A 20,084-nucleotide genomic window follows, 5' to 3' on the forward strand; every position below is an offset into this window, starting at 1 on the left:
CATCGACCACTACATCGACAAAAGCAACGCGGGCATCGACCACTACTCGCAACAGGCGCTGGCCCGCGTGTGGCGCGCCGAGCGCTTCAGCTGGTGGCTCACCTCGCTCATGCACCAGTTCCCCGACACCGCGGGCTTCGGTCAGAAGGTGCAGGAGGCCGAGCTCGACTACCTGGTGAATTCCGAAGCGCTGTCGCGCTCGCTGGCCGAGAACTACGTGGGCCTGCCGCTGGACTTCGGGCGCCGCTGAACGATTGCGACGCAGGCTGAACGGGCGACGCTGTCGCCCGTTTGCGTTTCAGGCGGCCGACGCAGCAGTACAGTGCAGCGACCCAACCCAACCCAGCCGCCCATGACCGCCACCACCCGCACTGCCCCCGCCCTCAAACCCCTGCGCGGCGTGCGCGTGCTCAGCCTCGCGCTGAACTTGCCGGGGCCGGCCGCGCTCATGCGCCTCAAAGCCATGGGCGCCACCTGCCTCAAGGCCGAGCCGCCCGCGCCCAAGAGCGCACCGAGCGGCGACCCCATGGGCCAGTACAACCCCAAGGCCTACGCCACGCTGCACGACGGCATCAAGACCGTGAGCATCGACCTCAAGACCGACAAGGGCCAGGCCACGTTGCACAAGGCGCTGGCCCGCACCGACCTGCTGCTCACCTCGTTTCGCCCGTCTGCCCTCACCAAACTCAACCTGGGCTGGAAGGCGCTGCACAAACAGTACCCCGCGCTCTGCGTGGTCGCCATCGTGGGTGCGCCCGGCGCGCGCGCCGAAGAACCCGGCCACGACCTCACCTACCTGGCCGACGCCGGCCTGGTGCCCGGACTCGACTTGCCCGCCACCTTGTTTGCCGACATGGGCGGCTCGCTCATGGCCAGCGAAGCGGCGCTCAAGGCGGTGATGGTGCAGCGGTCCACCGGCAAGGGCGTGTTTCAAGAGGTCGCCTTGTCGGATGCGGCCGCCTGGCTCGCCCTGCCCCGCAGCTGGGGGCTGACCATGCCCACCGGCGCGGTGGGTGGTGCGCACGCCGGCTACCGCGTGTATCCCTGCAAAGACGGCCGCGTGGCCGTGGCTGCGTTGGAGCCGCATTTCGCCGCGGCCCTGTGCACGGCAGCCGGTTTGACGGTGAGCGACATGCGCACGCTGTTCAAGCCCGAGACGCACGCCGCCATTGCTGCATTCCTGAAGGGAATGACGCGCCAGCAACTGGATCGGCTCTCGGTGGCGAAAGACATTCCGCTGCACACGCTGGCCTGAGCCTCAGTCGGCCAGCACGCCAGCGGCCCACGTGGGCAACTTGCCCGGCACCACAGGCGGCAAACCCCGCCTGCACCGGGCCACCAGCCGTGGCGGCTGGATGGCGGCGCCCGACGTGTCGTAGAGCAAGGCCAGATCGGCCAGGCGCACGGCGTCCTTCAAGTGCACCAGCGTGCGCGGGTAACGCGCAAGAATCCGGTCGGGCGGCACGGCATGCCCGCCTTCGCGCACCCGCTGCGCCACCCGGCGCACGAGTTGCTGCGCATCGTCCACGCACACCACCAGCAGCACGGTGCGAAAGCCCGCTGCCCGGGCGTCCTTCATGAGCTGCAACTTGGAGGGGTGGGAGAACACGGTTTCGCTCACGAATGAGCGGCCCGCAGCCAGCAGCGCGGCGCGGCGCCTGTCCGCCCAAAGCCGCGCCTGCTCGGAGCGCGCCTTCGGATCGACCACCTGCGTCAATTCGGCCGCCTCGAACAGATCGGCGTTGACGAACTCGATGTCGGCGGGAATCAGGCGCTCGGCCACCGCGGCACGGTACAGCGTGGACTTGCCGGCACCGTTGGGGCCAGCAAGCAAATAAAAAACCGGGGGCGTCACGCAGCGCGGCGGGCGGCAGGGGCCTTGCTGCGGTTGTCCTGCACGGTCTGGCGAACCGCCTGGGCCAGGCGGCCGCTGGATTCGGCGGCCAGAAAGCGCGCCTCGATGGCATCGAGCGGATCGGCCGGCACCGCGTGCCGCGCGGCCGCGTCGTAACGGGCGATGGCCTCGCGCGCCTCCTGCACCGTGAGGCCGGTCTCTTCGGCAATGCGTCCGAGCGTGGCCCAGTACTCGATTTGCCCGGCGACCGAGCGCCGCTGTGGTTGCGCCGCCTCACGCGCCTGCTGAACCAGCCCGGCGGGCAACTTGACAGAGGAAAATGCGGAACCGGTGGTGGACATGAAACATCTCCTGTTTGGCGCATTTTGCGCCATTCCGGAGAAGCTGACAAGCCACCCTTCCTTCGACCCCTCACTCAACATCATGCGAAAACAGGGAACCGTGGTGCGCTGGGATCCAGCCAAGGCGTTCGGCTTCATCCGCAGCGAACAGACCGCCGCCGACATCTTTTTCCACCTGCGGGATTTCAGCGGCCACCAGCCGCCCAGCGAAGGCCTGCCAGTCACTTTCCAGGAAATCCACGTGGGCGGCAAGGGGCCGCGCGCGCTGTCGGTGGAGCCGCTGCGCAACGAGGTGAAGGCGCCGTTTGAGGTGCCCAAGCCCGTGACGCCGCCCGAGGCCGAACTGCTGCCGCGCGCCACCCCTGCCCAACGCTCCAGATCGCCGCGCGAGAAACGCCGCGAAGAGCTGCCGCTGTGGATCGGCCTGGGGCTGATCGCCTTCTGGTTGCTGCTGTGGCTGGTGGGCATCGGCCTGGGCCGTTTTCCGTGGGTGATCCTGACCGCGGTGGTGCTGATCAACCTGGGCACGTTCTACATGTACTGGCGCGACAAGGACGCCGCCATCAACGAGACCCAGCGCACGCCCGAAGACCAGTTGCACGCGCTGGCGCTCGTGGGCGGTTGGCCGGGGGCCTGGTTTGCGCAGCAGATCCTGCGGCACAAGACGAGCAAGCAGCCGTTCCGACTGTATTACTGGGCAACGGTCGCGGTGAACATGTTGGCGCTGCTGGCATGGATTGCCTGGCCGGCCTTCACCGACACGCCACCACCACCGCCGACCTGAACTTCAGCGAGGCTTGCGCTTGCCCGCACCCACGGGCGATCCTGGCCGCCCGGCACCGGTCACCCGCGGCGGCAAGCCGGTGTGCTGCGTGAGCAGGCGGCCCGCCGCCGGTTGCGCCGCTTTGCCCACCGGCGTGCTGTTCTTGCGCCGTGCGCTCTGGTAGCTGCCGTCCGTCATGGGCTGGAAGGTGGGGATCAGGTGGTGCTTGCCGTTGCCGATCAGGTCGGCGCGGCCCATGGTCTTGAGCGCCTCGCGCAGCAGCGGCCAGTTGTTTGAATCGTGGTAGCGCAGAAACGCCTTGTGCAGACGGCGGCGTTTGTCGCCGCGCACGATGTCCACCCGCTCGGCGCGCTGCGCATCGCGGCTGATGCCCTTGAGCGGGTTCAGGTTGGTGTGGTACATCGCCGTGGCCGTGGCCATGGGGCTGGGGTAGAAGGTCTGGACCTGGTCGGCGCGGAATCCGTTTTTCTTCAGCCAGACCGCGAGGTTCATCATGTCCTCGTCGCTGGTGCCCGGGTGGGCCGCGATGAAGTACGGAATGAGGTACTGCTTCTTGCCCGCCTCTTCGCTGAACTTCTCGAACAGCTGCTTGAACTTGTCGTAGCTGCCGATGCCGGGCTTCATCATCTTGGACAGCGGGCCGCCCTCGGTGTGCTCAGGCGCGATCTTGAGGTAGCCGCCCACGTGGTGCTGCACCAGCTCCTTCACGTATTCCGGGCTCTTGATGGCCAGGTCGTAGCGCAGGCCGGAGCCGATCAATACCTTCTTGATGCCGCGCAGCTCGCGCGCCCGCTTGTAGATCTTGATCAGCGGGCCGTGGTCGGTGGTGAGGTTGGAGCAGATGCCGGGGTAGACGCAGCTGGGCTTGCGGCAGGCCGCTTCGATCTCGGGCGTCTTGCAGCCCAGGCGGTACATGTTGGCGGTGGGACCGCCGAGGTCGGACACCACGCCGGTGAAACCTTCCACCTTGTCGCGGATGTCTTCCACTTCCTTGATGATCGATTCTTCCGAGCGGCTCTGGATGATGCGGCCTTCGTGTTCGGTGATCGAGCAGAAGGTGCAACCGCCAAAGCAGCCGCGCATGATGTTCACGCTGAACCGGATCATTTCCCAGGCCGGGATCTTGGTCGCTCCGTCGTGCTTGCCGTGTTCGTCGGCATACGCCGGGTGCGGGCTGCGCGCGTACGGCAGGTCGAAGACAAAGTCCATCTCGGCCGTGGTCAGCGGGATGGGCGGCGGGTTGATCCACACGTCTCGCGCCGTGCTGCCTTCGCCGTGCGCCTGCACCAGCGCGCGGGCGTTGCCGGGGTTGGTCTCCAGGTGCAGCACGCGGTTGGCGTGGGCGTAGAGCACCGCGTCACTCTTCACCTGCTCATAGCTGGGCAGGCGGATCACGGAGCGATCGCGTGGCAAGCGCTGCGGCTTGGCCTTTGCTCCCTCTCCCGTTGGGAGAGGGTTGGGGTGAGGGCTCTTGGCGCGCAGGTTTGGATTGGGGAAGAAGCTGAGGGGCTTGATGTTCGAAGAACCCTCACCCCTGCCCTCTCCCAGAGGGAGAGGGGGCGGTTCATCGTCCTTCGAACACGTCTCTCCCTGCGCCTGCGCCTGCTCGCTGGTGGTCAGGTACGGGTTGATGTGGTCTTCCACGCGCCCGGGCATGTCCACCTCGGTCGAATCGATCTCGATCCAGCCCTCGGCCGTGGGGTCACCCGGGCGGCGCACGAACGCGGTGCCGCGCACGTCGGTGATGCGCTCGATCGGCTCGCGCGCTGCAATGCGGTGCGCCACCTCGACCAGCGCGCGCTCGGCGTTGCCATAGAGCAGCAGGTCGCACTTGCTGTCCACCACCACGCTGCGACGCACCTTGTCGCTCCAGTAGTCGTAGTGCGCGATGCGGCGCAAGCTGCCTTCGATGCCGCCGAGCACGATGGGCACGTCCTTGAAGGCCTCGCGGCAGCGCTGGCTGTAGACGATGGCCGCGCGGTCGGGCCGTTTGCCGCCCACGTCGCCGGGGGTGTAGGCGTCGTCGCTGCGGATCTTGCGGTCCGCCGTGTAGCGGTTGATCATGGAATCCATGTTCCCGGCCGTCACGCCCCAGAACAGGTTGGGCTTGCCCAGGGCCTTGAAGGCCTCGGCGCTGGTCCAGTCGGGCTGGGCGATGATGCCCACGCGAAAGCCCTGCGCTTCCAGCACGCGCCCCACCACCGCCATGCCGAAGCTCGGGTGGTCCACATAGGCGTCGCCGGTCACCAGGATGATGTCGCAGCTGTCCCAACCGAGCTTCTCCATCTCGGCACGGCTCATGGGCAGCAGGGGCGCCACGCCGAACCGCTTGGCCCAGTACGGACGGTAGCTGGTGATCGGCTTGGCAGCGCGAGCAAAAAAGGAGACGTCGACGGGAGCGTTCATGGGGTGACACGGACCCGGAGCGCGGGTGGGTGGAAAACCCATGATTTTACGGGTTACCCCTGATTTCTGGGGGGTGCAGGGCTACTGGCTGCTTGCAGAGGGTCTGCATGGGCAATGAGGCGGTCGAACACAGCTTCGAGCTGGCGCCGCTCGGCCTTCGAGAGGCAGCCAAAGATGTCCGCGTTGCGTTGCCCGATCAGCCGCATCACCCGCCTCCACAACGGCCGGCCGGTGCGCGTGAGCGTGAGCACCACGCCGCGCGCATCGGTTTCGCTGGCGGACTTGAGCACCAGTCCTCGCTCCACCAGCATCTGCGCCGCCCGGCTGGCCTGGGCCTTGTCGAGGTTGGCCTGCGCCGCCAGGTCTTTCACCGAGAGCGGCGCGAACTGCCCGATGGCGGCCAGGCAGCGCGCCTCGCCCACGCCCAGCCCGAAGCGGTTGGCGTAGGCGTCGATGCTCTGGCGGTCGGTGAGTTTTGCGAGGCGGTGCAGTCGCCAGGTCAGAAAGTCCTGCAGTGCAGGCGTGGCGTCAGCGGCCATCACCGGCTCCGTCAGCGCACTGGCGCTCGGCATGCGCCATCAGCGGCAGCACATCTTCAGCCTGCTGCTGGCGGCTGATCAGCGACAGGCAGAGCATGGAGAGAAACAGCGGTGCCCGGTCTTCGCCCACGCGGGTGAGCGCTTCGCACAGGGCGCTGTAGCTGCGGTCCAGATCGGCGTCGGTCATGCGAGCACTCCGGTGGTGTTGAGGGCCTGGAGCACGGGTGCCGGGTCGTGTCCGTGCCAGCGACCCATCACATAGCCGTCGGGGCGCACGAGCACCAGGGCCTTCTCCTCGGGACCGGACAGGCCGTAGCGCTGCCAGGCCTGGCCGTGCACATCCCTGGCGGGATCGATGGCCAGCATCTCCAAGTCGGGCAGGGTCGGCGCGCCCGCGGGTCCAAAGGCGAGCACCAGAAAGCTCCGCCCGAATTTGCTGCTGAGGTGAAAGACGTGCTGCCCGCCTTGCAACAAGGCTTCGGGCGCGGGCGCACCGGGCGCGGCTTGCTCGTTGGCCCACTCGCCGACTTGCGCCGTGTTGAGCACCGAGCCCACGTAGGTGATCGGCGTGGACTGGCGTGGGTTGATGAGCGATCGCACCTGCGCATCGCCCTCCGCCAGCCGCAGCGTGGCCTCGCGCATGAGCCGGTAGGCGAAGTTGGGCGGCGCCATGAACTCGGTGCTCTTGGCGCCATACGCGATGTTCACGCGCGTGGCGTGCACACGTTCTGTGGAATAGGAGTCCAGCAGCGAGTGCGGCGACTCGCCGCGCACCACCCGCGCCAGCTTCCAGGCCAGATTGCCCGCGTCGTCCAGCCCCGAATTGAGGCCGCGCACGCCGAAGATGGGCACCAGGTGCGCGGCGTCGCCCGCGAACATCACACGCCCGTGCCGGTAGCTCGGCAAGGTGAGGCACTTGGCGTTGTAGATCGAGATCCACAGCGGCTCCCAGGGCTCGGTCTCGCCAATCATGGCCAGGTGGCTCTGCACGCGCGGCAACACGTTCTCGGGTTTCACCGCCTCCAGCGGGTCTTCGTCGTCGCGGATCTGGTAATCGATGCGCCACACGTCGTCGGGCTGGCGGTGCATGAGGATGGTGGAGCCGGGGTTGGACGGTGGGTCGAACCAGGCCAGGCGCTCCACCGCGCGCTGCGTTTTCTGCACCACGTCGACAATCACGTACTTGCCGTCGTACTGCGTGCCTTCGAGCTGTAGGCCGAGTTGCTCGCGCACGGTGCTGCGGCCGCCGTCGCAGGCCACCAGCCAATCGGCGTGCACGGTCTGCGCGCCTTCGGGTGTGACCACCTCGACGTCAACGCCTTCCGCATGGGGCGTCACGGCGCTCACGCGGCTCGCCCATTGCACCTGTGAGTACCCCGCCGGCTGCGCCGCGCGGTGCGCAAATTCCTCCACGTAAAACTGCTGGATGTTGACCATGGGCGCGAAGCGCTGCGTGGGCTCGCTCGGCATCTGGAAATGCAGCACCTCGGTGTGGCGCCAGTAACTGCGCCCGCCCACCCAGCTCAGTCCCTTGGCCACCAACGGCTTGTCAGCACCGACCCAACCCAGGATTTCCTGCGAGCGGCGCGACATGCAGATGGCGCGGCTGCCGCTGCAATAACCCTCATCGGCCTCCACCACGAGGTTGGAGACACCCTGGGCAGACAACAAGGCCGAGAGCGTGAGGCCAACGGGGCCCCCACCGGCGATCAACACGGGAACATGGCAAGGCAAGGTCATGGGAAATGTGTGCATTTGGTTGCGTGCGCAACTGTATTTCGAATTGGTTGTGCGCGCAACCGTTGTTCACGCCAACCACAGCGTCTCTGGCTATGATCAAAAAACCCAACCGGAGAGACGACATGCCCGCCTACACCACCCTGCGCATCGACAAGGACACCCACCAGCCCCGCGTGGCCCGCCTGCTGCTCAACCGACCTGAGCGACTGAACGCCATCAACGACGACATGCCGCGCGAGATTCGAGCCGCAGTGGACTGGGCCAACGCCGACGACGAAGTGCATGTGATCGTGGTGGAAGGTGCCGGCAAAGGCTTCTGCGGCGGCTACGACCTTTCGCAGTTCGGCGAAGGCGAGATCGATCACCCCTGTCAGCAGGAGCGCGCGCCGTGGGATCCGATGGTCGACTACACCTACATGAAGCGCAACACCGAAGACTTCATGAGCCTGTGGCGCAGCCCCAAGCCCACCATTGCCAAGGTGCACGGCGCAGCGGTGGCCGGTGGCAGCGACATCGCGCTGTGCTGCGACCTGCTGGTGATGGCCGATGACGCGCGCATCGGCTACATGCCCACCCGCGTGTGGGGCTGCCCCACCACCGCCATGTGGACCTACCGCTTGGGCGCCCTGCGCGCCAAGGAAATGATGTTCACCGGCAACGTGATCGACGGCCGTACCGCTGCGGCCTGGGGCCTTGCCAACGAAGCGGTGCCACTCGAACGTCTCGAGTCCGCCACCATGGCGTTGGCCGAGCGCATCGCCGGTGTGCCGCGCTCGCACCTGGCCATGCACAAGATGGTGGTCAACCAGGTCATGCTCACCATGGGCCTGGAGCAAACGCAGATGATGGCCACCGTGTTCGACGGCATCACACGGCACAACCCGGAAGGCGTGTGGTTTCGCCGCCATGCGCAGGAGGCCGGATTCAAGGATGCGGTGCAGTGGCGCGACAGCGGCAGACCGATTCCCGAGGGCGACGAGGCTCGCGCCCTGATCCGCGACATGGAAGCGCGCAAGCCGCACAAATGAAACAGCGTGTACGGTTCATCTCGTTACCCCTCTTACGGAAGCCGCCCGAATGTAAGCAGCACCGCACTTAGCATGAGCGCTTCACTTTTTGAAGGAGCTGGCATGGCACTGCACTTTGGCAAACGCGACATCGATCAACCCAAACCCTTGAACACCGGCATGGCGACACCGCGCTACGGACAGACGACGAGCGGCGCTGTCGCGCAGCCCCAGGCCCAAACCGCTCCCACCGCACCGACCACGCCCGATGCGGACCTGACGCCCGCCACCGCCATCGCGACCAGCCCGGTCCCGGAAGGTGGCAGCAAGCTCACCGTGGGTCCCAACATCAAGCTCAAGGGCGTGGAGATCACCGATTGCGACACGCTGGTGGTTGAAGGCATGGTGGAAGCCACCATGGACTCGCGTGTGATCCAGATTGCACAGCAAGGCGAGTTCAAGGGTTCGGCCGAGATCGACATTGCCGAAATCCGCGGCGTGTTCGACGGCAACCTCACCGTGCGCAACAAGCTCGTGATCTACGCCACCGGCAAGGTCACAGGCCGCATCCGCTACGGCAAGGTGGTGATCGAAGAAGGTGGCCAGCTGTCGGGCGACATCGAATGCTCGGTGAGTGCGGGCAACAAGGTCACCAGCAAACACGCGATGGCATTGGCAGCCTGACAGGTGCCGCAGCACGGCGGTGGGACTGAGTGTCTCGCCGCGTGCGCGCAACCCAGGCGCAGCGGTATGCTCCTTGGGCATCCGCGCCGAGATTTCGGGCTCCAACGGAGCCCGATTTCCGTTGTGTGCGGCCCGAAACACCCATCACCGACACCCCCACCACCGTGCCCGTCCTGAATGTCTGTGACCTGTGTTTCGGCTGGCCCGGCATTCCGCTGTTCAGCGATTTGAATCTGCAACTGCCCGCTGGCGTCTCGGTGGTGCATGGCGACGAGAGTTGTGGCAAGACGACCCTCTTGCGGCTGCTGGCGGGTGAGCTGCACGCCGAACACGGCACCCTGGTGTTGCGCGACACCCAATGGGCAACGCACCCCGACGCCTATCGAGCCCAGGTGTTTCGCACCGAACCGCGCAGCGATGCGCTCGACGCGGTCAGCGCACGGACGTGGTTTTCCCAGCTGGCGGTACTGCGCCCCGGCTTCGACCCCGCCGCAGCGCAACGGCTGGCCAGCGGTTTTGCACTGGATCCTCACGTCGACAAGCCGATGTACATGCTCTCGGCCAGCAGCAAACGCAAGGTGTGGCTGAGCGCCGCCTTCGCCGCAGGTGCCGCCCTCACGCTGATCGACGAGCCCTTCGCCGCACTCGACATGAGCTCCATCCGCTTCCTCCACCTGCTGCTGGAAGAAGCCTCGCAGCACCCCGATCGGGCCTGGCTGCTGGCCGACCACGTGCCCCCCGAAGGGCTCGCGCTGAAAACCCGGCTTGAGCTCGGCGCCCGGAACTGGGCAGCCCGCAACACCACCAGCGATTGATTTTCGCTATTCAGTTTCCCGAAAGCGTTATCGCCATCTGCGAAATGGACGCCCGGCTCGTACGGTCCTAAATTCCTCCCATCGACAACACATTCATCGGAGGAAGCAATGACCCAACAAGAGCAACCGCGCGGCACACATGCCCTGGCGCGACCCTCTTTTGCCCATTTCGACGCCCCACAGAGGTCCACGAGAGCCCCTGTGCAAGCGCCCAACACCAGCTTTCGCGAATGGCTTCGCAAGATCACCAGCGGCGAGCAGAGTTCGGCGAAGCTGGCCCATGAACATGTGCGGCTTGAAGAGATCAGGAAGCTGCTGCAATCCATGCTGAGCGCCCATCTTGTGGGCATGTCCAGTCGAGACCTTCGGCTTTATCTGAAGGTCATCTCGGCATCACACCTGGCCGTGGTGCGAGAGATGCGGTTTGAATGTTTTGACCTCATGTGCCGCAAGATCAGCGAGCCAGTGGCCGTGCGCAAGTTGCGCGAAATGGATGCCTTGCTGGGCTGACGGCGCCTGCTGAGGTTCGTGCCCGCCAGGCCTCAGCGCACGCTGGTGGCCGCCGAAGCGTCCACTGCCGTCGCGTCGTCCTCATGGACTGCAGACAGGAACTCCCGCAGTTGCAAGCGCAACCACCGATGTGGCTTGCTGTTGTGGGTGCGCTGGTGCCAGATCATGTTCACCGGCATGGTCGGCCAGTCGAAGTCAGGCGGCAAGGGCACGCTCTTGATCCTGGGATTGCTTCGCACCAGTTGCCGGGCCTGCTGCCGGCTGGTGGTCACCAGCCGGTCGGTGCGCCCCAGCAACTCCGAGCACAAATGCCACGAATTCACGATCGTCGTCCTGCGCGGTGAAAAGCCGCGGGCCTCGAGCTCCAGGTCAATCGGGCTGCGACGCCCACCATGGCGCTTGAGGAATGTGATCAGCAGGTGTTCCTCGTCCTGGTACTGGTCCAGCGTGAGTCCGCAGCCAATGCGCGGATGGTCCACATTCATGCAGCAATGCGTGATCTGGAAATACTTGACGGTTTCCACGTACAGGTCGCGCGCATCGGCGGACGGCTCGTAGTGGCTGCACACCACATCCACATTGCCATCGCGCAGGGCGTCCACGTCTTGCGGTCCATTGGCGGGCGCGTGGATGTCCAGACTCAGGCTGGGCGCCTTTCGCAGGATGCTGCGGTACAGCTCGGCCAGCTCGGTTTCACCAAACGCGTCGTAGCAAGACATGATGATGTGCGAGTCGCATTGCAACGGGTCAAACGCCCAGGCGCTGTTGCTCACGTCCTTCCACAAACCGACCATTTGCTGAAAGACGGAAAACGCGCCGTCGGCATAGGGTGTCAGCTGGTATCGGTTCTTCTCGCGCACACACAGATCGTCGTTGAGCACATGGCGCAAGCGGGTGAGCGCCTGACTGGCCGCCGACGGCGTGATGTTCATGCGCGCGGCCGCTTCGGTCAGGCTTTGGCTCTCGATGAGCTCGCAAAACAGCGCCAGTTGTTTGATGTCGACGTTTTTCATCTTGCCCTTTGCCCAGTGCAAACACGTGACGACATCATACTTTTTAACTACAAATCAGCCTTGAACAAGTGCAAATGAAATTCGAAATATGTCGGTGACCGGTGTAAGGAAGCCCACCCGGCGCCGACTACAGCACAGGTGGTTGCAAAGTGCACCACCGCTGTCACACACCACGAAAGGCACTCCACGATGAAACCCCTGCTTCTTGCCGCCGCCGCTTCCGCTGCCCTGGGCAGTTCCTTCCTGGCACCCGCCGCCTGGGCGCAGGCGTCCATGGCGGAGTCTCAAGTCAACGCTCTCGAAGGCCTGGCTGGACCCCAGCCGGGCTCGCGCCGCTCGGGCGCCAAGGGCATCTGCGCCAGCGGCCACTTCATCGGCAACGCCGCCGGCCGAGAACTCTCTCGCGCTTCGGTGTTCAAGGGCGACAAGATCCCCGTGGTGGCACGCTTCTCGGTGGGCGGCGGCAGCCCCAAGGCGAGCGACAAAGCCAAGTCCGTGCGAGGCCCAGTTGCCCGGCGGCGAGCAGTGGCAAATGGCCAACATCTCCGCGCCGGTGTTCTTCGTGAGCAAACCCGAGCAGTTCGCGCCCTTTGTGCAGGCCCGCACCGCCGACCCGGCCACCGGCAAGGCCGACCCTGAAAAAATCAAGGCCTTCAGCGCCGCCAACCCAGACACCACCCGCCAGGGTGCGTACCTGGCTTCTGCGCCGGTGCCGGCCAGCTACGGCACGGTGAACTACTGGGGTGTGAACGCCTTTGAGCTGGAAGCCGCACCCGGCAAGAGCCGCTTCGCGCGCTGGCAGTTCGTGCCTGAGGCCGGTGTGCTCGGGCTCACCGAAGACCAGTTGAAATCCATGGGCGACGAGTTTCTGGCCGGCGAGCTGCGCGAACGTGTGGGCAAAGCCCCCGTGTCGTTCGACTTCCGCCTGCAACTCGCCGAAGCCGGCGACAACCTGACCGACCCGACCCTGACCTGGCCCGAGGCCCGCACCGTGGTCTCGGCCGGCAAGCTGGTGATCGACAAGGTGAGTGACGGCATGGGCGGCGCCTGCGACGCCATGACCTTCAACCCGCTGGTGCTGCCCGCCGGCATCAAACCGTCGGCCGACCCGGTGCTCAACGCACGCGCCGCGCCCTACGCCATCTCGCTCGGCCGCCGCCTGAGCGAAGCTGCGAAAAAGTAAGCCGATGAGATGACGGGCGGGTGCTCAGCGCCCGCCCAGTCCCATGGCGCGCGAGATCACCTCTTTCATGATCTCGTTGGTGCCGCCGTAAATGCGCTGCACGCGCGCATCGGCGTAGGCCCGGGTGATCGGGTATTCCCACATGTAGCCGTAGCCACCGAACAGCTGCACACACTCGTCCATCACCTTGCACTGCAGGTCGGAGCACCAGTACTTGGCCATGCTGGCGGTCGCCGTGTCGAGTTTGTCCACGTTGACGAGCTCGCAGCATTTGTCGACAAACACGCGCGCCACCTGCACCTCGGTCTGCAGCTCGGCAAGCTTGTAGCGCGTGTTCTGAAACGCGGCCACGGCCTGGCCGAACACCTTGCGGTCCTTGGTGTACTCCACCGTCCAGTCGATCGCGGCTTGCGCGGCGGCCACCGCGCCGATGGCGATCTGCAGCCGCTCCCACGGCAGTTGCTCCATCAGGCAGATGAAGCCTCTGTTCTCGTGCGCGGCGCCGCCCAGCAGATTCTCAGCCGGCACCTTCACGTTGTCGAAAAACAGCTCGGAGGTGTCCTGCGCCTTCATGCCCAGCTTCTTCAGGCGCTTGCCTTTCTCGAAACCCGGCATGCCGCGCTCCACCAGCAGCAGGCTGGTGCCCTTGGCGCCCGCGCTCGGGTCGGTCTTGGCGACCACGATCACCAGGTCGGCGTGCCAGCCGTTGGTGATGAAGGTCTTGCTGCCGTTGAGCAGGTAGCTGCCATCCGCCTGTTTGATGGCGGTGCTTTTCACGCCCTGCAGGTCGCTGCCAGCGGCCGGCTCGCTCATGGCGATGGCGCCCACCATCTCGCCGCTGGCCAGCCTGGGCAGGTACTTCTGCTTCTGCGCCTCGGTGCCGTAATGCAGGATGTACGGCGCCACGATCTCGCTGTGCAGGCCGAAGCCGATGCCGGTGAAGCCGCTGCGCGCAATCTCCTCCATCTGCACCACCGAATACAGCTTGTCGGCCTCGGAGCCGCCGTAAGCCTCGGGCAGCGTCATGCACAAAAAGCCGTTTTCGCCGGCCTTGCTCCACACCGCGCGGTCCACATAGCCCTGCTCTTCCCAGGCCTCGTGGTGCGGCGCGATTTCCTTCTCGACGAACTTGCGGAAGCTGTCGCGGAAGGCTTCGTGGTCGGCGTTGAACAGGGTGCGTTCGATCATGGTGTCACCTATCAGACTGAGAAAGATCGGGGAGAAGGAATTTGACAAAGCAAGTGCTTGGCAAAAGTCTATACTGATTCGCGGCATCCGCCTTCCCCAGGAGACACCATGAGCGAAGCATTCCTTTTCGATGCCGTGCGCACGCCGCGCGGCAAGGGCAAGAAAGACGGCAGCCTGCACGAGGTCAAGCCGATCGACCTGCTCGCCGGCGTGTTGACCCACCTGCAGCAGCGAAACGGCTTCGACACCGCCGCGGTGGACGACGTGGTCATGGGCGTGGTCTCACCGATCGGCGAGCAGGGCTCGGTGATCGCCAAGGTGGCCGCGCTCAAGGCCGGCTGGGACTGGCGCTGCTCCGGCGTGCAGATCAACCGCTTCTGCGCCTCGGGACTGGAGGCGGTGAACATGGCGGCCATGAAGGTGAAGAGCGGCTGGGAAGACCTGGTGGTCGCTGGCGGCGTGGAGAGCATGAGCAGAGTGCCGATCGGCTCGGACGGCGGCGCCTGGGCGCAAGACCCGCAGACCAACAGCGACACCCTGTTCGTACCGCAAGGCATCGGCGCAGATCTGATCGCCACACTCGAAGGCTTCAGTCGCGACGATGTGGACGCCTTCGCGCTGGAGTCGCAGAAGCGCGCCGCGGCCGCGCGTGCTGCGGGTTACTTCAAACGCTCGGTGGTCCCGGTCACCGACTTCCTCGGCCAGACCATCCTGATGGAGGACGAATTCATCAAACCGCACACGACGCTGGAAGGCCTCGCCGCGCTCAAGCCCGCGTTCGAGCAGCTCGGCGGCATGGGCTTTGATGCGGTGGCGCTGCAGCGCTACCCGCAGGTCGAGCGCATCCACCACGTGCACCACGCGGGCAATTCGTCCGGCATCGTCGACGGCGCCACCGCGGTGCTGATCGGCAGCGAGGCCGCCGGCAAGACGCACGGCCTCACGCCGCGCGCGCGCATCGTCTCGGTGGCGCTCTCGGGCGCCGACCCCACCATCATGCTCACCGGCCCGATGCCGGCGGCGCGCAAGGCGCTGGCCAAAGCGGGCCTCACCATCGACCAGATCGACCTGTTTGAAGTGAACGAGGCCTTTGCCGCCGTGCCCATGAAATTCATGAAGGAGCTCGGTGTGCCGCACGACAAGGTGAACGTGAACGGCGGCGCGATCGCCATGGGGCATCCGCTGGGCGCCACCGGCGCCATGATCCTGGGCACCTTGGTGGACGAGTTGCACCGCCGCCAGTTGCGCTACGGGCTGGCCACGCTGTGTGTGGGCGGCGGCATGGGCATTGCCACGATCGTTGAGCGCGTCTGAACTGGAATCCGAAACCCCATGAAAACCATCCGCTACGAACTGCACGACGGCATTGCCACCCTCACCTTCGACGAGCCGGGCTCGCCGGTGAACACCATGTGCGCCGACTGGCAGCGCGACCTGAGCACCGCCACCGGGCTGGTGGTGCGCGACAAGGGCTTGATCCGGGGCATCATCCTCGCCTCGGCCAAGAGCACATTCTTCGCCGGCGCCGACCTCAAGAGCACCATGCGCCTGACACCGGCCGATGCACCACGCGTCTTCGCCGAGATCGAGCAGACCAAAAAGAACTTCCGCACGCTGGAAACGCTGGGTGTTCCGGTGGTGAGCTGCATCAATGGCGCAGCACTCGGTGGCGGCTGGGAAGTGGCGCTGGTGGGCCACCACCGCGTGGCGGTGGACAACCCCCGTATCCAGCTGGGCCTGCCCGAGATCACGCTCGGGTTGATCCCCGGCGCCACCGGCATCACCAAGATGACACGGCTGCTGGGATTGATGGGTGCGCAGCCCTACATCCTGGAGAGCAGGTTGTTCAACCCGCGCGAGGGGCTGGAGCTCGGGCTGGTTCACGAGCTGGTGCCGGCCAACGGCGACGATGTGGGTGCCTCGTTGCGCACCGCAGCCCTGCTGTGGATCACGGCCAACCCCAAAGCGCAACACCCGTGGGACGCCAAGGACTACAAGATCCCGGGCGGCACACCGGCCAACCCCAAGATCGCCGGCATGCTCACTGTGGCACCGGCCATGCTCAAGCAGAAAACACGTGGCCTGTACCCTGCGCCCGAAGCCGCGCTGGCGGCCATGGCCGAGGGCGCGATGGTCGACTTTGACACCGCCACGCGCATCGAGAGCCGCTACCTCGCCAAGCTGATCGTGAGCCCGGTGGCTCGCAACATGATCAACAACTTCTTCTTCAACATGAACGCGATCCGCAGCGGGCAGTCGCGCCCGAAAGATGTGGCGCGCTACAAACCAAAGAAGGTCGGCATCCTCGGCGCCGGCATGATGGGTGCCGGCATCGCCTACGCGCAGGCAGGCCGTGGCATCGACACGGTGCTGGAGGATGTGAGCCTGGAAAACGCGCAACGCGGCAAGCTCTACAGCGCCAGACTGACCCAGACGCGGTTGGACAAAGGGCTCATGAGCCTGCACGAGCAGCAGGAACTGCTGGAGCGCATCAAGCCCACCGCCTACCCGTCCGACTTGCAGGGCTGCGATCTGATCATCGAGGCGGTGTTCGAGAACCGCGAACTCAAGGCCGCCGTCACGCGCGAAGCCGAGCCCATGCTGGCCGAGGGTGGTTTCTTCGCCAGCAACACCTCCACCCTGCCCATCTCGGGCCTGGCCCAGGCCAGCACCAACCCGGCCAAGTTCATCGGCATCCACTTCTTCAGCCCGGTGGACAAGATGAAACTGGTGGAGATCATCCGGGGCAAGCAGACCGACGACGAGACCGTGGCGCGCGCCTACGACTACGTGCAGGCGCTGGGCAAGTTGCCCATCGTGGTGAACGACTCGCGTGGCTTCTACACCAGCCGCACCTTTGGCACCTTCGTGATGGAAGGTGCAGCGATGCTGGGCGAAGGCATTCCAGCGCCCGTGATTGAAAACGCGTCCATGCAGGCGGGCATGCCGGTGGGGCCACTGGCGGTGCTCGACGAGACGGCGTTGTCGCTCTCGGTTCACGTGCTCGACCAGACCCGCGCCGATCTGCACGCCGAAGGCAAAGTGTTTGAAGCCACACCCGGTGAACTGCTGGTGGAGCGGATGGTGAAGGAACTCAACCGCGCGGGCCGTGCCGCTGGCGGTGGTTTTTACGACTACCCGGCCGGCCAGAAGAAAGCGCTGTGGCCCGAGCTCAAGCCCCTGTTTGAAAAGCCTGGCCACGCCTGGGACCTGCAGGAGGTGAAAGACCGCCTGCTCTACCGGCAGGCGGTGGAAACCGCGCGCTGCCTGGCCGAGGGTGTGCTCACCACGGTGCACGACGGCAACATCGGCTCCATCTTCGGTATCGGCTTTCCGGCCTGGACCGGGGGTGCGCTGCAGTTCATCTACGGCATGGGCATCGACGCCTTTGAAGCGCGCTGCGCCCAGCTCGCTCACAAGTTCGGCGCCGGGTTCGCCCTCAGCGAGCCGGTGAAAAACGCCATTCGTCAACACCAGCCAACGTACTGAGCATGAAACGACTCGAAGGAAAGATCAGCGTCATCACCGGCGCGGCCCAGGGCATCGGCCTGGCCACCGCGATCAAGTTTGCGCAGGAGGGCGCGATCGTCATCGTCTGCGACGTGAAACAGGCCGCGGTGGACGCGGCGGTGCAGCAGTGCGAAGCGCTCGGCGCACAAGCGGTGGGGTTCACGATGGACGTGACGCAGCGCGACATGGTGGACGCCGTGGTGGCGCAGGTGGTGGAGCGCTTTGGCCGCATCGACGTGCTGGTGAACAACGCCGGCATCACACAAGACGCGCGGCTGCAAAAGATGACGCTGGAGCAGTTCGACCGCGTGATCGACGTGAACCTGCGCGGGGTCTTCCATTGCGCCCAGGCCGTGGCAGATGGCATGACCACCCAAGGCAGCGGCGTGATCCTCAACGCGTCTTCGGTGGTGGGCATCTACGGCAACTTCGGCCAGACCAACTACGCGGCAGCCAAGTTCGGCGTGATCGGCTTCACCAAAACCTGGAGTCGTGAGCTTGGCCCCAAAGGCATCCGCGTGAACGCGGTGGCGCCCGGCTTCATTGCCACACCCATCCTCTCCACCATCCCGGAGAAGGTGATCACCGAGATGGAGCACCGTGTGCCCCTGCGCCGACTGGGTCGGCCCGAGGAAATCGCCAGCGTCTACGCCTTCCTCGCCAGCGATGAAGCGAGCTACATCAATGGCGCGGTGATCGAGGTCTCGGGAGGCATGTCGGTTTGAGGTAGCGCTTCAGCTCACTGGAGGCTGTGCGCTGCCGCACGGCACTGCCTCAAGCAGGTGTGTCAGAGTGGACAGGGCTTGCTATATCACTCTGTAAAGCGGGCGTGACACAAAGTGCTGTGTTACAACTTGGCGTCCCCAGAGAAGTGCACCATGCAGACCCCCCCACTCCCCGCCAACGAGGCCCAACGCCTGTCCAGACTCCACGGTCTGAACGTCCTCGACACACTGCCACAAAAGGCGTTCGACGACATCTCCGCGTTGGCGCAACTGATCTGCGGCACACCCGTGGCGCTCATCACGTTGATCGACCAGAACCGGCAGTGGTTCAAATCGCGCATCGGCATTGACGAACCAGAAATTCCCCGCGAGTTGGCCTTCTGCTCGCACGCCATCCTGGAGCCCGACAACGTCATGGTTGTCGAGAACCTCAGCCATGACTCCCGGTTCAACGACCACCCTTTCGTGGCCGGCGCTCCCGACGTGCGCTTCTACGCCGGCGCACCCATCGTCACGCACGACGGCTTCGCACTCGGCACCGTGTGTGTGGTCGACTCCAAGGCCCGAACCCTGCAGGCCGACCAGCTCGACGCCTTGCGCCGCCTGGCCAGCCTCGTCGTCAGCCTGCTCGAACACGAATCGGTGCGCATGGCAGAAGCCACCCGCACCAGCGAAGCCTGGCGACTGCAGCACGAAGAGCTTACCGCCATGGCCATTGCGGGGCTGGACCTGCAGGTCTACATCGATCCAAACTACCTCATCCAGCACGTCAACGACACCTACCTCGCTTACTGGGGCGGCACGCGTGAAGACATCATCGGGCGCCACATCGCCGAACGTGTGGGCGACGATGCGTTCCGAAACATCATCCAACCCCAGCTGGCGCGCGCACTGGCGGGCGAGTCGGTTTCGTACACCCGCAAGACGGACTTTCCCGCGCGCGGCTCCCGCCACGTGGAGGTGGCCTTGCTGCCCGTGCGCAATGCCCGGGGCGAGATCACCGGAGCGGTGATGCGAGCGCAGGACGTGCAGGAAACCCGGGCCCGCGAAGCCCAGCTACAGCAGACGGTGGCCCTGCTCGAACAACGAACGATGGAGCAGGAGCGCTTCATCCACATCATTTCGCACGATCTTCGCGAACCGATCAATACCGTCAACAACTTCGCCTCCCTGCTGGTCACCGACCACCAGGAGGAACTCTCGCCCTCCGCCCGGCGCTACCTCTCGTTCGTGCAGTCGGGTGGTCAGCGCATGAGCTTCCTGCTCGACGACCTGCTGCATTTCGTGCGCCTGGACAGCCGCACCGTGCAGCTCCGCCCCGTGGAGGTCAGCCGTTTGATGCAGCAGATCGAAGTGGATCTGGCTCCAGCCATCTCACGCATGGACGGCCGCCTCGACTACCACCCCCAGCCAACGGTGATGGCCGACGAATCGCTGCTGCGCATCGTTCTGAAAAATCTCGCCTCCAACGGTCTGAAGTTCTCGCGCCGCGGCGTGCCTCCCGTGGTTCACACAACGGTCGAACAGGTCGATGGCGGCCACCGGATTCATGTGAGCGACAACGGCATCGGCATCGCGACAGACCATCAGCACGACATCTTCGACATGTTCAAACGCCTGCACACGCGCAAGCACTACGAAGGCACGGGCCTGGGTTTGTCCATCTGCCGCCGCATTGCCCAACTGCACGGCGGTCACATGAGCGTGCAATCGGTGCCGGGCGAAGGCAGCCGCTTCACACTTCACCTGCCCGCCGCCCCAGCAGCACCCCACCTGGAATGACA

19 protein-coding genes and 2 pseudogenes are annotated in these 20,084 nt (G+C 65.4%); 13 read left to right on the forward strand and 8 right to left on the reverse strand.

Going from position 1 to position 20,084, the window contains the following annotated elements; all coding sequences use genetic code 11:
• Together ACN4F8_RS19965 and ACN4F8_RS19970 are read left to right on the forward strand one after the other, a co-directional pair.
• Window positions 1-250: pseudogene (locus ACN4F8_RS19965) on the forward strand (4-hydroxybenzoate 3-monooxygenase); the annotation flags it as partial.
• 102 nt (window positions 251-352) lie between these two features.
• A complete protein-coding gene (locus ACN4F8_RS19970) occupies window positions 353-1,255 on the forward strand; it encodes a CoA transferase (protein ID WP_419475168.1) in 903 nt (300 codons plus the stop codon).
• Window positions 1,256-1,258: 3 nt separating this feature from the next.
• Here ACN4F8_RS19970 and ACN4F8_RS19975 read toward each other — a convergent pair whose 3' ends face one another.
• Together ACN4F8_RS19975 and ACN4F8_RS19980 are read right to left on the reverse strand one after the other, a co-directional pair.
• Complete coding sequence (locus ACN4F8_RS19975; RefSeq protein ID WP_419475169.1) at window positions 1,259-1,855, reverse strand: AAA family ATPase; 597 nt, start codon at window positions 1,853-1,855, stop codon at window positions 1,259-1,261.
• On the reverse strand, window positions 1,852-2,196 hold the full coding sequence (locus ACN4F8_RS19980; RefSeq protein ID WP_305313410.1) for a TA system antitoxin ParD family protein: 345 nt from the start codon (window positions 2,194-2,196) through the stop codon (window positions 1,852-1,854). The genes ACN4F8_RS19975 and ACN4F8_RS19980 overlap by 4 nt, the downstream gene beginning before the upstream one ends.
• An 82-nt stretch (window positions 2,197-2,278) precedes the next feature.
• Here ACN4F8_RS19980 and ACN4F8_RS19985 point away from each other — a divergent pair, with 82 nt between their 5' ends.
• On the forward strand, window positions 2,279-2,980 hold the full coding sequence (locus tag ACN4F8_RS19985) for a DUF1294 domain-containing protein (protein ID WP_419475170.1): 702 nt from the start codon (window positions 2,279-2,281) through the stop codon (window positions 2,978-2,980).
• Window positions 2,981-2,983: 3 nt separating this feature from the next.
• Here ACN4F8_RS19985 and ACN4F8_RS19990 read toward each other — a convergent pair whose 3' ends face one another.
• From ACN4F8_RS19990 to ACN4F8_RS20005, 4 genes and pseudogenes are all read right to left on the reverse strand, one after another.
• Window positions 2,984-5,386, reverse strand: coding sequence for a YgiQ family radical SAM protein (locus tag ACN4F8_RS19990; RefSeq protein ID WP_419475171.1), 2,403 nt, complete (start codon window positions 5,384-5,386; stop codon window positions 2,984-2,986).
• A gap of 53 nt (window positions 5,387-5,439) precedes the next feature.
• Window positions 5,440-5,925, reverse strand: a complete 486-nt coding sequence (locus tag ACN4F8_RS19995; RefSeq protein WP_419475172.1) for a MarR family winged helix-turn-helix transcriptional regulator — start codon at window positions 5,923-5,925, stop codon at window positions 5,440-5,442.
• Window positions 5,915-6,112, reverse strand: a complete 198-nt coding sequence (locus ACN4F8_RS20000) for a hypothetical protein (RefSeq protein ID WP_419475173.1) — start codon at window positions 6,110-6,112, stop codon at window positions 5,915-5,917. Before ACN4F8_RS20000 ends, ACN4F8_RS19995 begins: the two co-directional genes overlap by 11 nt.
• Window positions 6,109-7,692 (reverse strand): annotated as a pseudogene (locus ACN4F8_RS20005) (FAD-dependent monooxygenase); the annotation flags it as partial. The pseudogene ACN4F8_RS20005 and the gene ACN4F8_RS20000, both read right to left, overlap by 4 nt.
• A 95-nt stretch (window positions 7,693-7,787) precedes the next feature.
• Between ACN4F8_RS20005 and ACN4F8_RS20010 the strand changes: the two are divergent.
• From ACN4F8_RS20010 to ACN4F8_RS20025, 4 genes are all read left to right on the forward strand, one after another.
• Entirely contained in the window at window positions 7,788-8,693 is a 906-nt protein-coding gene (locus tag ACN4F8_RS20010) for a crotonase/enoyl-CoA hydratase family protein (protein ID WP_419475174.1), read from the forward strand.
• Between the two features lie 102 nt (window positions 8,694-8,795).
• Window positions 8,796-9,356, forward strand: a complete 561-nt coding sequence (locus ACN4F8_RS20015; protein ID WP_419475175.1) for a bactofilin family protein — start codon at window positions 8,796-8,798, stop codon at window positions 9,354-9,356.
• 164 nt (window positions 9,357-9,520) lie between these two features.
• Window positions 9,521-10,171 (forward strand): ABC transporter ATP-binding protein, encoded by a 651-nt coding sequence (locus ACN4F8_RS20020; protein WP_419475176.1) that lies wholly within the window; start codon window positions 9,521-9,523, stop codon window positions 10,169-10,171.
• 201 nt (window positions 10,172-10,372) lie between these two features.
• The gene (locus ACN4F8_RS20025; protein WP_419475177.1) at window positions 10,373-10,681 is read left to right on the forward strand and encodes a hypothetical protein; all 309 of its coding nucleotides are present in this window, start codon (window positions 10,373-10,375) and stop codon (window positions 10,679-10,681) included.
• Window positions 10,682-10,713: 32 nt separating this feature from the next.
• On the opposite strand, the gene ACN4F8_RS20030 is transcribed toward ACN4F8_RS20025, so the two are convergent.
• Window positions 10,714-11,694, reverse strand: coding sequence for a LysR family transcriptional regulator (locus ACN4F8_RS20030; RefSeq protein WP_419475178.1), 981 nt, complete (start codon window positions 11,692-11,694; stop codon window positions 10,714-10,716).
• 189 nt (window positions 11,695-11,883) lie between these two features.
• On the opposite strand from ACN4F8_RS20030, the gene ACN4F8_RS20035 reads away from it, so the two are divergent.
• Together ACN4F8_RS20035 and ACN4F8_RS20040 are read left to right on the forward strand one after the other, a co-directional pair.
• Entirely contained in the window at window positions 11,884-12,333 is a 450-nt protein-coding gene (locus tag ACN4F8_RS20035) for a hypothetical protein (RefSeq protein ID WP_419475179.1), read from the forward strand.
• Window positions 12,227-12,877, forward strand: a complete 651-nt coding sequence (locus tag ACN4F8_RS20040) for a catalase (RefSeq protein ID WP_419475180.1) — start codon at window positions 12,227-12,229, stop codon at window positions 12,875-12,877. Before ACN4F8_RS20035 ends, ACN4F8_RS20040 begins: the two co-directional genes overlap by 107 nt.
• A 24-nt stretch (window positions 12,878-12,901) precedes the next feature.
• Here the strand turns inward: ACN4F8_RS20040 and ACN4F8_RS20045 are convergent, their stop codons facing one another.
• Window positions 12,902-14,065 (reverse strand): acyl-CoA dehydrogenase family protein, encoded by a 1,164-nt coding sequence (locus ACN4F8_RS20045; RefSeq protein ID WP_419475181.1) that lies wholly within the window; start codon window positions 14,063-14,065, stop codon window positions 12,902-12,904.
• Between the two features lie 108 nt (window positions 14,066-14,173).
• On the opposite strand from ACN4F8_RS20045, the gene ACN4F8_RS20050 reads away from it, so the two are divergent.
• The 4 genes from ACN4F8_RS20050 (at window position 14,174) to ACN4F8_RS20065 (ending at window position 20,082) form a co-directional block, all read left to right on the forward strand.
• Complete coding sequence (locus ACN4F8_RS20050) at window positions 14,174-15,379, forward strand: acetyl-CoA C-acetyltransferase (RefSeq protein ID WP_419475182.1); 1,206 nt, start codon at window positions 14,174-14,176, stop codon at window positions 15,377-15,379.
• Between the two features lie 18 nt (window positions 15,380-15,397).
• On the forward strand, window positions 15,398-17,554 hold the full coding sequence (locus ACN4F8_RS20055) for a 3-hydroxyacyl-CoA dehydrogenase NAD-binding domain-containing protein (RefSeq protein ID WP_419475183.1): 2,157 nt from the start codon (window positions 15,398-15,400) through the stop codon (window positions 17,552-17,554).
• A gap of 2 nt (window positions 17,555-17,556) precedes the next feature.
• Window positions 17,557-18,300, forward strand: coding sequence for a 3-oxoacyl-ACP reductase FabG (fabG, locus tag ACN4F8_RS20060; protein WP_419475184.1), 744 nt, complete (start codon window positions 17,557-17,559; stop codon window positions 18,298-18,300).
• Between the two features lie 153 nt (window positions 18,301-18,453).
• The gene (locus ACN4F8_RS20065; RefSeq protein ID WP_419475185.1) at window positions 18,454-20,082 is read left to right on the forward strand and encodes a sensor histidine kinase; all 1,629 of its coding nucleotides are present in this window, start codon (window positions 18,454-18,456) and stop codon (window positions 20,080-20,082) included.
• Window positions 20,083-20,084 lie beyond the last annotated feature (2 nt).

It is taken from the genome of Hydrogenophaga sp. (assembly GCF_048549895.1).
Taxonomy (GTDB): Bacteria; Pseudomonadota; Gammaproteobacteria; order Burkholderiales; family Burkholderiaceae_C; genus Hydrogenophaga.